General features: G+C 64.1%; 10 protein-coding genes. 3 read left to right on the top strand and 7 right to left on the bottom strand.

From position 1 onward, the window contains the following. Nucleotides 1–105: 105 nt before the first annotated feature. From H0241_RS24010 to H0241_RS24000, 3 genes are all read right to left on the bottom strand, one after another. On the bottom strand, nt 106–1,461 hold the full coding sequence (locus H0241_RS24010) for a M16 family metallopeptidase (RefSeq protein WP_181060309.1): 1,356 nt from the start codon (nt 1,459–1,461) through the stop codon (nt 106–108). Between the two features lie 285 nt (nt 1,462–1,746). Next, nucleotides 1,747–2,301, bottom strand: a complete 555-nt coding sequence (gene rsmD, locus H0241_RS24005) for a 16S rRNA (guanine(966)-N(2))-methyltransferase RsmD (RefSeq protein ID WP_181060308.1) — start codon at nt 2,299–2,301, stop codon at nt 1,747–1,749. Between the two features lie 13 nt (nt 2,302–2,314). Further along, entirely contained in the window at nt 2,315–4,405 is a 2,091-nt protein-coding gene (locus H0241_RS24000; RefSeq protein ID WP_181060307.1) for a pseudouridine synthase, read from the bottom strand. Between the two features lie 180 nt (nt 4,406–4,585). On the opposite strand from H0241_RS24000, the gene H0241_RS23995 reads away from it, so the two are divergent. Then, nucleotides 4,586–5,038, top strand: coding sequence for a nucleoside deaminase (locus H0241_RS23995; protein WP_181060306.1), 453 nt, complete (start codon nt 4,586–4,588; stop codon nt 5,036–5,038). A 150-nt stretch (nt 5,039–5,188) separates the two neighbouring features. Here the strand turns inward: H0241_RS23995 and H0241_RS23990 are convergent, their stop codons facing one another. From H0241_RS23990 to H0241_RS23980, 3 genes are all read right to left on the bottom strand, one after another. Next, nucleotides 5,189–5,872 carry a hypothetical protein gene (locus tag H0241_RS23990; RefSeq protein WP_181060305.1) on the bottom strand — a complete coding sequence of 228 codons (684 nt, stop codon included), beginning with the start codon at nt 5,870–5,872 and terminating at the stop codon, nt 5,189–5,191. Nucleotides 5,873–6,071: 199 nt separating this feature from the next. Continuing rightward, the gene (gene ileS / locus H0241_RS23985) at nt 6,072–9,035 is read right to left on the bottom strand and encodes an isoleucine--tRNA ligase (RefSeq protein ID WP_181060304.1); all 2,964 of its coding nucleotides are present in this window, start codon (nt 9,033–9,035) and stop codon (nt 6,072–6,074) included. 276 nt (nt 9,036–9,311) lie between these two features. Further along, nucleotides 9,312–10,115 (bottom strand): MipA/OmpV family protein, encoded by an 804-nt coding sequence (locus tag H0241_RS23980; RefSeq protein ID WP_181060303.1) that lies wholly within the window; start codon nt 10,113–10,115, stop codon nt 9,312–9,314. Between the two features lie 150 nt (nt 10,116–10,265). Between H0241_RS23980 and H0241_RS23975 the strand changes: the two genes are divergently transcribed. Then, nucleotides 10,266–10,592 (top strand): flavodoxin, encoded by a 327-nt coding sequence (locus H0241_RS23975; protein WP_268926433.1) that lies wholly within the window; start codon nt 10,266–10,268, stop codon nt 10,590–10,592. Nucleotides 10,593–10,643: 51 nt separating this feature from the next. On the opposite strand, the gene H0241_RS23970 is transcribed toward H0241_RS23975, so the two are convergent. Continuing rightward, nucleotides 10,644–11,078, bottom strand: coding sequence for an FKBP-type peptidyl-prolyl cis-trans isomerase (locus tag H0241_RS23970; RefSeq protein ID WP_181060302.1), 435 nt, complete (start codon nt 11,076–11,078; stop codon nt 10,644–10,646). Nucleotides 11,079–11,356: 278 nt separating this feature from the next. Between H0241_RS23970 and H0241_RS23965 the strand changes: the two genes are divergently transcribed. Then, nucleotides 11,357–11,911: an HdeD family acid-resistance protein gene (locus H0241_RS23965; RefSeq protein ID WP_181060301.1), complete on the top strand. Its 555-nt coding sequence runs from the start codon at nt 11,357–11,359 to the stop codon at nt 11,909–11,911. The last annotated feature ends 5 nt before the right edge of the window (nt 11,912–11,916 follow it).

Raw genomic sequence — 11,916 nt, 5'->3', positions numbered from 1 at the left:
CCTCATCCGTCTCGGCGCTGCGCGCCGATCCACCTTCTCCCACAAGGGGAGAAGGTAAGTGGCGCACAACGCGAGAAGGCAACACAGCGCTATGCAGGCTCATCATCAATTCCCCGCCTGCTGCTGCGGCAAGAGATAGCCGGTGGTCGAACGGTCGAGCAGCAAATAGCGTGCGGCGACCGCCTTGATCTCGTCGGCGGTGACCTTGCGGATGCGGTCCGGCCATTCTTCGACATCCCTAACGTTGCCGCCGGTGGCGAGCTCGGCGCCGTAGAGATTGGCCATCTCGTCCTGCTTGTCGCGGGCGAAGATCAGGGCCCTGATATAGCGGGCCTTGGCCTTCTCCAGCTCGTCAGCAGTGACGCCGTCCTTGACGATGCGGGCGATCTCGGCGTCGACCGCTGCCTCGACGTCGCTCAGCTTGGCGTCGCCGCGCGGCGCGCCATAGACGGTGAAATTGGTGGCGTCGAGCATGGTGCCCTGGAAGAAGGCGCCGGTCCCCGATGCGATGCCTTGCTTGACCACGAGCTGCTGGTAGAGCCGGCTGCGGGTGCCGCCGCCAAGGATCTCTCCCAAAAGGTCGAGCGCCTCGGCCTCGCCGGGTTTTGCCGTGTGGTAGGACGGAACCACCCATTGCGTCGAAAAGCTCGGCACCGAAACGCGCGCATCGGTGAGCGTCACCGTGCGCCTGGTGTTCTGCTCCGGCTCGACCGGGCGGATGCGCGGGGGCAGATCCGGGCCGCGCGCGACCTTGCCATAGGTCCTTTCGGCCAGTGTCTTCACTATATCCGGATCGACATCGCCGGCCACGATCAGCACGGCATTGTTGGGCCGATAGTACTTGTCATAGAAAGCAACCGCATCGGTGCGGTTCAGCTGTTCCATCTCCTGCATCCAGCCGATCACCGGAATGCGGTAGGGCTGGTTCTGCCAGAGCGTTGCATCGACCTCTTCGTCGAGCACGGCCTCGGGATTGCTGTCTATGCGCGAGCGGCGCTCTTCCAGGATCACGTCGCGCTCGGTCTTGATGACCTCGTCGGTCAGGATGAGGTTACGCATGCGGTCGGCCTCGAAGCTCATCATCAGCTCGAGCGCCGAGGGCGTCACTGTCTCATGGAAGGCGGTGTAGTCATAGGACGTGAAGGCGTTGTTGGAGCCGCCTATGTCCGAAATGGCGCGGTCGAACTCGCCCGCGGCGTGGTTGGTCGTGGCCTTGAACATCAGATGTTCGAAGAAATGCGCAATGCCGGATTTGCCTGCCGGCTCGTCGGCGCTGCCGATCTTGTACCACACCATATGAGTGACGATGGGGGCGCGATGATCGGGGATAACGACCACTTCCATGCCGTTGTCGAGCAGGAAGTTCGCCACCTTGCCGTCGTCCGCGGCCAAGGCCGGGCCGGCCATGGTCAACGCGGTGGCGAGCAACGCTCTCCGCAGCCATTCAGTATGAAGTGTCATTGATGGCTCCGGTTGTTATCGCGCGAGGATAGGCAGGTTGGCCATGGAGGCAAAGTGAATTGTGCGTCATTTTGAAGGCGCTGTTTCTTCCTTCTCCCCTTGTGGGAGAAGGTGGATCGACGCGCAGCGCCGAGACGGATGAGGGGTGCCGGAAGAAATTCAACGAAGGAAAATGTAAGCGATTTTCGACACTTAACCTCCAAAGCAGCGATCCTTCCAACACCCCTCATCCGACCGAGCTTCGCTCGGCCACCTTCTCCCACAAGGGGAGAAGGGGGAGCCTAATCACCCAGCCTCGATGAACCGGATCACCGTCTCGCCGTAGTTGCGCTCGTCAACCACCGAGAATTCGGGCCCAACCTCGAAGGGCGCCGAGGCGGCTTCCTCGACCACGCAGAGCGCGCCGTGCAGCAACCAGCCGCCATCCCTGGCCGAACGCAAGGCGCGCTCGCCAAGGCCCTTGCCATAGGGCGGATCGGCGAAGATCAGGCCGAATGCCGCAAGCGTACCGGCCTCGCCCAAGGCCGACGCGTCGCGGCGAAAGATCTTGGTGCGTCCGGTGAGGCCAAAGGCTTCGACATTGGTACGGATCAGGCCGCGTCCTTCCGCCGATTCTTCGATGAAGACGCCATAGGAAGCGCCGCGCGACAGCGCTTCGAGGCCGAGCGCGCCGGTGCCGGCGAACAGGTCGAGCACGCGCGCGCCCTCGAGCTTGTCGGCGAAGCGGTGCGCCAGCACGTTGAAGACGGCCTCGCGGGCGCGGTCGGTGGTCGGACGAATGGCGTGGTCGCGAGGCGTCGCCAGCGGACGCCCGCGAAATTGGCCGCCGACGATTCTCATTTAGGTCCGGGTCTCATCTGGTCCGGGGACCCTTGGGACCATTGCGCGGCCGCTCACCGCCCCGACCGCCATCCGGGCGCTCGCCGCGTGGCTTGCCGAACGGCTTGGCGCCAGCCGGCTTGCCATAGGATGGCTTGAACGAGGCCTTGCGCGCCTTGGCGTCGGCCGCCTTGGCGGCGTCGGCTTCCGCCCTGCCCTTGCCGATCGGACGCGCGCCCGGCGCCATCCAGACATTGGCCTTGCGCTGGCCCGGCGGCTCGATCGGCCGCTGCTCGCGCTCAGGCTTCTTGCCGCCGCGCGGCTTGTCGCCAAAGCCACCACGGGGTTTGTCGCCGAAGCCGCCGCGGGGTTTGTCACCGAAATCGCCACGTGGCTTATCGCGAAACTCGCTTCGCTCGGGTCTCGCGCCGCGCTCGCCAAAGCTCTTTGCCGGCGCAGCGCCTCTTTCGGGGCTGGTCGACAGCTTGCCCAGCGCTTCGTCGCGGCTGCCCTCGCGGCGCTTACGGTTCTTGATCAGACCGCCTTCGCCGATCGGTCGGCGGTCGCCCTCGCGGGTGAATTTCGGCCGCTCCGGCTCCACTTCGCGCTCGCGCCGCACCGGCTGGTTGGAAAACGGCTTGATGATCTCGGCGTCGAAATTGGCGCCGGATTCCTCGACCAGGCGCTCGCCGAGCTGGTCGCGCAAGACGCGGCCCTTGATCTCCAGCACATGGCCTTCGGCGAGGTCGTCGAGCTGGAACGGCCCATAGGAGATGCGGATCAGCCGCGTCACGTCGAGGCCGAGCGAACCAAGGATGTTTTTCACTTCACGATTCTTGCCCTCGCGCAGGCCGATCGTCAGCCAGGCGTTGGTGCCTTGCTCACGGTCCAGCGTCGCTTCGATGGCGCCGTAGAAGACACCGTCGACGGCAATGCCTTCACGCAGGCCTGCGAGCACGCTTTCCTCGACCTTGCCATGAACGCGCACGCGGTAACGGCGCAGCCAACCAGTGGCAGGCAGTTCGAGCACGCGCGACAGCCCGCCATCATTTGTGAGCAGCAGCAGGCCCTCGGTGTTGATGTCGAGCCGACCGATGGTCATCAGCCGCGGCAATTCGGCCGGCAGCACGTCGAACACGGTCTTGCGTCCCTCGGGGTCGCGGTTGGTGGTGACGACCCCGGCCGGCTTGTGGAACAGGAACAGCCTTGTGCGCTCGATCGGCGGGATTTCCATGCCGTCGAGATGGATGATGTCGCCGGGCATCACGTTGAAGGCCGGCGAGGTCAAAGCCCGGTTGTTGACCTTGACGCGGCCCGCCGCGATCAGATCCTCGGCGTCGCGCCGCGACGCAAGGCCGGCGCGGGCCAGCCGCTTGGCGATGCGCTCGCCGGCTTCTTCCGCTTCCGCGGCGCGCGGGCGCGGCTTGAAGCCGCCGCCAGATCCACCTTGCGGCCGGTCACCGCCGAAATCGCGCTTGGGGCGATCCGCGAAGTCACGCTTGGGACGATCGCTGAAGTCACGCTTGGGACGATCTCCGGCGTCGCGCTGCGGGCGATCGCCAAAATCGCGCTTTGGCCGGTCGAAACGCTTTTCGCCTTCGGCGGAAGCGGGCCGATCGCCGCGCGGTGCGTAGGGCTTGCGCGGACCTTCGCGCTTCTCATAGGGCTTGCCTTCAGGGCGCGGCCCTTTGCTGAACGGTCGGTCGCCGCTCTTGAAGTCGCGCTTCGGCCGCTCGCCATCGGCCGCCATCGGCCGGTCGCCGCGCGGCGCATAGGGCTTGCGCGGCCCTTCGCGCTTTTCATACGGCTTGCGTTCACCCTCGGCCGCCATAGGGCGATCGCCACGCGGTGCGTAGGGTTTGCGCGGCCCTTCGCGCTTTTCGAAAGGCTTGCCTTCCGGGCGTGGTCCCTTGCTGAACGGCCGGTCGCCGCTCTTGAAGTCGCGCTTCGGCCGCTCGCCTTCAGCCGCTGCCGGCCGGGCGCCGCGCGGCGAGTAGGGTTTCTTGGCCCCGAAGGAAGGCTTGCCGCCTTTTCCGGCGGCGCCATCACGGCGCGGCCCCGCGGCTCTCGGGCCGCTTTTGCCCGAGCCTTTGTGTCGCGGAGATTTCTTGTCGTTGTCGTCCATGTGGCCTTTGTCCGTTTGCGCTGCTACAGCGTGGCGCATCCTCTGGGGCGCGCAACGAACGCTATAGCACTTTGATGTGGCGCATGATCATTTCCGAAAATCGAGTCCGACGTTCGGGTTGACGCGCTCCATAACAGGATCACCGCTAAGTGGCGAGGAGATAATCAGGATGGAAACCGCGTGAAGCGGCCGGATTTCATGGCGCTGGCGCTGAAAGAGGCGAAAGCCGCCGCCTTGCGTGGCGAAGTTCCCGTCGGCGCTGTCATCGCCAGCGGCGATACGGTGGTGGCATCCGCCGGCAACCGCACCCGCGAACTTGCCGATCCGACGGCGCATGCCGAAATGCTGGCGATCCGCGCGGCCTGCCAGAAGCTCTCCAGCGAGCGGCTGACCGGCCACGACCTTTATGTGACGCTGGAGCCCTGCGCCATGTGCGCCGGCGCCATTTCCTTCGCCAGGCTGCGCCGGCTGTATTTTGGCGCGGTTGACGAGAAGGGCGGCGCGGTGGTCAACGGCGTGCGCTTCTTCGCCTCCCCGACCTGCCACCATACGCCCGATATCTATCCGGGCATCGCCGAGGCCGATGCAGCCTCGCTGCTCAAGGAATTCTTCAGGGAAAGGCGGGAACCGTAGAACGCCAGAGACTGCTTCGAAATTCGCTCGGATGAGTCATATGGTGGTGGTTTCAAGAACCGGAGCGCAGCGGACATTGTGGTCCGTGAGCACCGGAAGCGCAGAAAACGCCATCAGATGGCCGCCGGAGTAGAATTTCCAAGCGGTCTCCTACCAGGAGGGCAGCCAGTCGAACAGCCCGCCGCTCTTGCTCTTGGCGGCAGCCTCCTTCTTGAGGCGGCGTTCCTTCTTGTATTCATCCTCGCCGAGCTCGCCCTGAGGCGCGGTGTCGGCGGCGGCGCGATAGGCCAGAGGCGGCTCGCTCAGATATTTGCGGCTGTTGGGATCGCCCTGCTTGCCCTCTGCCGTGCGGCGCTGGATCTCGGCGGCGCGGCCCTTGTCCGAATCCGCCGGCGACCAGCGCGGCGGGTGGCTCGAAGCTGAATCCGCCATCGCCTTCTTCACCGCGGCCGGATCGGTCTGCACATCGTCGACGATCTGTGACTGATAGGACGGATCATCCTGGTGGGCGGTGGCGTCTGCACGCAGGCGGGCGCGGCGCTGCTCGGGCGATTCGGGCCAATCGGTGCTCGCCGTCTCGATGCTTTCCTGCGGTGCCGGCAGCACTTCCTTCTGCCCCGGTGCGGGCTTCACCAGCTCCGGACGCGGCTTGTAGTCAATCTGTTGCTTGCGCTTTGGCGAGACCGCGAAGGCGCCGGACAGGTCGCCGACAAGCTGCTCGCCAGCGGTCTTGTCGGTGCCGTAGGTGGGCGAACTCATGCAGCCGGACAGAGCGAGGCCGGACGCGACAAGCGGCGCCAGCAGCGCAACGCGCACGGAAGTTCTGTCGGTCATGCCAAAAAGTCCCACTCTAGACAGCCTCTTGATCGTCACCGGCCAAAGGTCCGGTCCCCATCGTCCACGCTCTTGCGACGGAAATCCGGCGACAATTTGTCTTCCGGAGTTTCGCGTGTTTACCTCAACCACCCGTTAAGGGCAACGCGCGGGCGGTTTCCGCCCACGCGGCGTGGCTTTTGTGCACCGGCTTATGCACTCACAAACGTCCCAGAGCCTGCAGTTCATGCAGCACGGCGGCATCGCGGGCCGAAACATCGGGGAATTCGGCGTCCTGCCCGACATCGGCCGTATAGCGCCACGAGCGCGCGCATTTGACCAGGCCGCGGTCCTCGGCTTTTTCGACCACCACGGCGACACCTTTGACATCGTCGAGCGCAAAGGCGCCTTCCGGCGCCTTGCCATGGGCGATGACGAGATCGCTGGTGATCGCCATCTCGGCCATGTCGACATCGGCGATTGCGGCTTCAAGTGCGGCATCGTCGAGGGTCACGACCGGTACCGCTTCCAGCGATGAGCCGATGACCTTCTGGGCCCGGGCGATCTCGAGCGCACCGGTGACGACACGGCGGACCTGCCGCACCTTGCGCCATTTCTCCGCCAGCGCCTCGTTCTTCCAGTTGGCCGGAATCTCAGGGAACTGGTCGAGATGCAGCGAGACCGCATCGGGATGACGGTCGAGCCAGGCTTCTTCCATGGTGAAAGGCAGCATCGGCGCCAGCCATTTCACCAGGCAGTCGAAGAGGTGTCGCACCACTTGCACAGAGGCCTTGCGCTTCACGCTGGAGGGCCCGTCGCAATAAAGCGCGTCCTTCCTGATGTCGAAATAGAAGGCCGACAGCTCGACCACCATGAAGTCGAGCAAAGTGCGGGTGATGCGCTTGAACTCGAACGCGTCGTAACCCGAGCGCACGACCTCATCGAGCTCGGCCAGCCGGTGCAGCATCAGCCGCTCCAGCTCCGGCATCTTTTCCAGCGGTACCTCTTCGCCATCGTCATGGGCGAGCGTGCCCAGCATCCAGCGGATGGTGTTGCGGAGCTTGCGGTAGGCGTCGATGTTGGTCTGCAGCACGTTCTTGCCGAGCCGCTGGTCTTCCCAATAGTCTGTCGTCACCACCCACAACCGCAGGATGTCGGCGCCGGACTGTTTGATGACGTCCTGCGGCACCACCGTGTTGCCAAGCGACTTCGACATCTTGCGCCCCTCCTCGTCCATGGTGAAGCCATGGGTGACGACGGTGTCGTAGGGCGCCCTGCCCCTGGTGCCGCAGCTTTCGAGCAGCGAGGAGTGAAACCAGCCGCGATGCTGGTCGGAGCCTTCGAGATAAACGTCGGCCGGCCATTTCAGGTCCGGACGATCTTCCAGCGTGAAGACATGCGTCGAGCCCGAATCGAACCAGACGTCGAGAATGTCCATCACCTGCTTCCATTTGGAGGCATCGTGATTGCCGAGGAAACGCTCCTTGGCGCCGGCAGCGAACCAGGCGTCGGCGCCTTCCCGTTCGAAAGCGTCCATGATGCGCTGGTTGACGGCTTCGTCCTTCAGCACATTGCCGTCCTCGTCGGCAAAGACGGCGATCGGCACGCCCCAGGCGCGCTGGCGCGACAGCACCCAGTCAGGACGCTCCTCGATCATGGCGCGGATGCGGTTCTGGCCGGCCGCCGGCACGAAACGGGTGTCGTCGATCGCCTTCAGCGCGCGGCTGCGCAGCGTGGTGCCGTCGCCGAGTTCCTTGTCCATATAGACGAACCATTGCGGCGTGTTGCGGAAGATGATCGGCTTCTTCGAGCGCCACGAGTGCGGGTAGCTGTGCTTCAGCCGGCCGCGCGCAAAAAGTGCGTTGCGCTTGATCAGTTCGTCGATGACCGCCTGGTTGGCATTGCCCTTCTTGCCGTTGTCGTCGATGACGCGCGCAGGTCCGCCTTCGCGGTCTGGACCGAAGCCCGGCGCGTCCTTGGTGAAGAAGCCGGCATCGTCGACCGGGAACGGGATCGCCGTGTCGATGCCGCGCTTGAGCAGCTCGGCCATCGCATCCGTCCAGGCGTCGAAATCCTCGCGGCCGTGGCTGGGGGCGGTATGCACGAAGCCGGTTCCGGCATCGTCGGTGACGTGTTCGCCGGCGATCATCGGCACCGGGTATTCATAACCGCCGCCAAGACCCTGGAACGGATGGGAAAGCGTAAGGCTTCCAAGCTGTTCGGCCGAAACGCTATGAAGGCGATTCAAGGTGATTTTCGCCTTGGCCGCCGAGTCTTCGGCCAGCGCGTCGGCGAAGATCAGCTTCTCGCCCGGTTGCGGGCCGAACGCGTTCTCCGCTGCCGTGACGTCATAGAGCCCGTAGGCGACGCGCGGCGAATAGCTGACGGCGCGGTTGCCGGGGATTGTCCAGGGCGTCGTCGTCCAGATGACGACATGGGCCTCCAGCAGGTCCAGCGACGCCTCGGTGAGCTTGGGATCCAGTGCCGGCTGCCCAGCCTCGAGGCTGGCAACAGGAAACTTCACCCAGATCATGTCGCTCTCGTAGTCCTGGTACTCGACCTCGGCCTCGGCCAGCGCCGTGCGCTCGACCACGCTCCACATCACCGGCTTGGAGCCGCGGTAGAGCTGGCCCGACATGGCGAACTTCAGCAATTCGCCGGCGATGCGCGCCTCGGCATGGAAGGCCATCGTCGTATAGGGATTGTCGAAATCGCCGACGACGCCGAGCCGCTGGAACTCGCCGCCTTGCACCGAGATCCAGTGCGCGGCGAATTCCCTGCATTCCTTGCGGAATTCGTTGACCGGCACCTCGTCCTTGTTCTTGCCCTTGGCGCGGTACTGTTCCTCGATCTTCCATTCGATCGGCAGGCCGTGGCAATCCCAGCCCGGCACATAGTTGGAGTCATAGCCGCGCATCTGGAACGAGCGGGTGATGACGTCCTTGAGGATCTTGTTCAGCGCATGGCCGATATGGATGTTGCCGTTGGCGTAGGGCGGGCCGTCATGCAGGACGTATTTTTCGCGACCGGCTGCGTCTTCGCGCAGCTTGGCGTAGAGGTCCATGTCCTGCCAGCGCTTGACCAGCAGCGGTTCCTTCTCCGGCAAGCCGGCGCGCATCGGGAAATCCGTCTGCGGCAGATAAAGCGTCTTGGAATAGTCGATCGTTTCAACAGTGTCGGTCATTGGTCTGCCATGTGCATTGCCCGGCGGAAGCTCGGGCGTGAAGTCTTCGGTGACGCATATCAGTTTCCCAAAACCGGACCCACTTTTGGGCGATATGCTTTGATGTTCTGGAAACAGCGCGAGGGGCGCGCAGAAACTCCCGGCGGCTCCGGCGGCGCTCAGGCCACCCGGAACACCGGGCCTGTAATTCGTATCGCAATCGCGAAAAGGCGCGAAAAGCTGGTCATGGCTGGGCTTTTAGCCGATGCCACGGCAGGAATAAAGCGCGTAAATCGCCTACATTGAAAAGTTGAAACGGTAGGTGGTCGAGACGCCGACCGTGAATTGGTCGCGCTGGCCGCGCTCCTTGACCAGGCTGGAATCGGCGGCCGGGCCCATCAGGCGCGCATATTCGCCGAACAGGCTGGCGGTCATCGGCTCGGTTACCTTCCAGGTGATGGCGCCGCCGAGGCCGGTCGATTTCAGGCCGCCGCCTGGATGGTATTCGCTGAGGCCCGAGGCCGCAGCCTCCTTGGCGTTGACGCCGTAATAAGAGTCGAAATAGCCCGATGAGGCAAAGGACACGCGCGGGCCGCCCGAAATCCTGACCGTCGGCGTGATATCGTAGAAGGCATCGGCGGCGATGTCGGCGACAAAGCCGTCATGGGCACGGATGCCGTGGCGCAGTTCGGCGCGGGCGCGCAGCCAGTCCGTCGGGTAGAATTCGAAGAAACCGCCGACTTCACCGCCCCAACGCACCGGATCGAGGCCTTTCAGCTCATCCTTGCTGCTGCGGGAAAACAGGAACTTTCCGGTCAGGCCGGCGCGGACGCCCCCATCATCGATCAGCGCCAGCGAAATGTTGTCATTGCGCGAGGTGAAGCGGGCAGCGGGGCCGACCTTGCCCAGCGAGATGATCGGCGTGGCGCTGAGCAGAAGGCTGTTGGAGCCCTCGAATTTCGGCGCGACCATCCCGCTGGCGCCAAGCGTCAGATACCAGTCACCCGAGAGCCAGCCGAAGGTGCCCTCGCCCGCATCGGCGGCAGATACCGTGAGCAGCCCGGAGGCGAGAAGCAGTGGAATCGTCCGGACAATACGCATCGTCACCCCTTACGCGAAAGGCGCCGGCATGAACACCCGGCGGTGCCCAAGCCATGGCGCCGTTTCGGTAAAATTTGACTTAAAATCAGTAACATTGCCGCCGGTGATTGTTTTAACCCGGACCGTTTTGCGCCATGAACGCAGCACGCACTGGAGCGCGATCCTGGCGACCTACCGCCACTCAAAGCCCAACTCCCGGCCACCGCGACCTATGCGAGGGTGTTTCTGGGCTTTCTCATCTGGGGTGAAACCGCGCCGCCTGTAATCCGCACTTTCCTGGCGATCCACGGCCTTGCGGGTAGGACCATCATTCCGTTTGTCACGCATGGCGGCTTCGGGCTCGGCCACAGCCAGACTATTCTGGCCAGCCACGCCCCTCGGGCGCGCCTGATGGAAGGCTTCTCGATGCAGGCGCCGCAAGAGCGCCAGACCATCGAGCGTGTCACCAGCTGGTTGGACACGCTGAAGGTCAAATAGTCGGTTATTCGTCAAGGGATGGCGGGAGTCCCTTTTGAAGTCACTGCAAGCCTACGCAGCCTGGACGATCTCGACCAATTCAACGTCGAACACCAGATCCTTTCCGGCCAAAGGATGATTGCCGTCGAGCTTGACGCTGGCGTCGTTCACGTCGACCACCGTCACCGGCATGGGGCTGCCATCGCGGGTTCTGACCTGCAATCGAGTACCGACATCGACGTTGATGTTATCTGGCACGCGGGCGCGGTCGATGGTCATGACCGCTTCGGGGCGGTGGGGACCATAGGCGGCTTCGGCGGGTACGGTGACGGTGCTTTTCGCGCCGACCTCCATGCCCTCGACATGCGTTTCAAGGCCGGGGATCACTTGCCCTTCCCCCAGCGTGAATTGCAGCGGTTCGCGGCCGGAAGCATCGAATTGAGTGCCGTCGGCCAGACGTCCAGTATAATTGATGCGCACGGTGTCGCCATTCTTGGCCTGTGTCATGGCAGTCATCCTTCGGGAGTTTTGAGGGACCGACCAGAGTTCATGGTCCCGTTCTCGATCATCCACGCACTAAGTGCGCGGCGCGAAACTCTAAAACTAGGGCGTTGGCTGCCGATGTAAACCCGCCGGTTGAGCTGCGAGCGGTCGGCCGTCGACAAAACGGCCCTATGCAACATGGTTGGGTGTGGCCGCCGGCAGCCTGCTTGCTGGACTGGCAAGGCCATCGGCGTTAACCTCCACGCAGCTTGATGCACGGCGACTCCCGAGGAGATGCGGCTATGACCCTGCACGGTGACACCCTGAACGACGCGATCGGCCGGACACGAGACAAATGGGGGTGGTTCGTCGCGCTCGGCGTCGTGCTGCTCATCTTCGGCGGCATTGCCTTCGGCAATCTGTTCATCGCCACCGTCGCCTCGGTCTATGTCGTGGGATGGCTGATGCTGATGGCCGGCATTATCGAGATCGTGCATGCCTTCGGCGTCAAGACCTGGAGCCGCTTCTTCTATTGGCTGCTCAGCGGCCTGCTTTATGCGGTTGCCGGCTTCTTTGCCTTCGACAATCCGCTGTTGGCATCGACGGTGCTGACCCTCCTGCTGGCGGTGGCGCTGGTCGCTTCAGGCGCGCTCAGGGCCTGGGTCGGCTACAGCCACCGACCGGAGAATGGCTGGGGCTGGGTCGTCGCGGCCGGTCTGATCAGCGTGCTGGCGGGCCTGACCATCGCCATGGGCTGGCCGGTCAACAGCCTATGGGTGCTCGGCCTGTTCCTGGCCATCGACCTGATCTTCCAGGGCTGGAGCTTCATCGCCCTCGGACTTGCGTTGAAGAAGTAGGGCCT

Source organism: Mesorhizobium neociceri, assembly GCF_013520985.1.
Classification (GTDB): Bacteria; Pseudomonadota; Alphaproteobacteria; order Rhizobiales; family Rhizobiaceae; genus Mesorhizobium; species Mesorhizobium neociceri.
The sequence above is the reverse complement of the archived record's forward strand: the minus strand, read 5'-3'. Positions and strand labels throughout refer to the sequence as shown.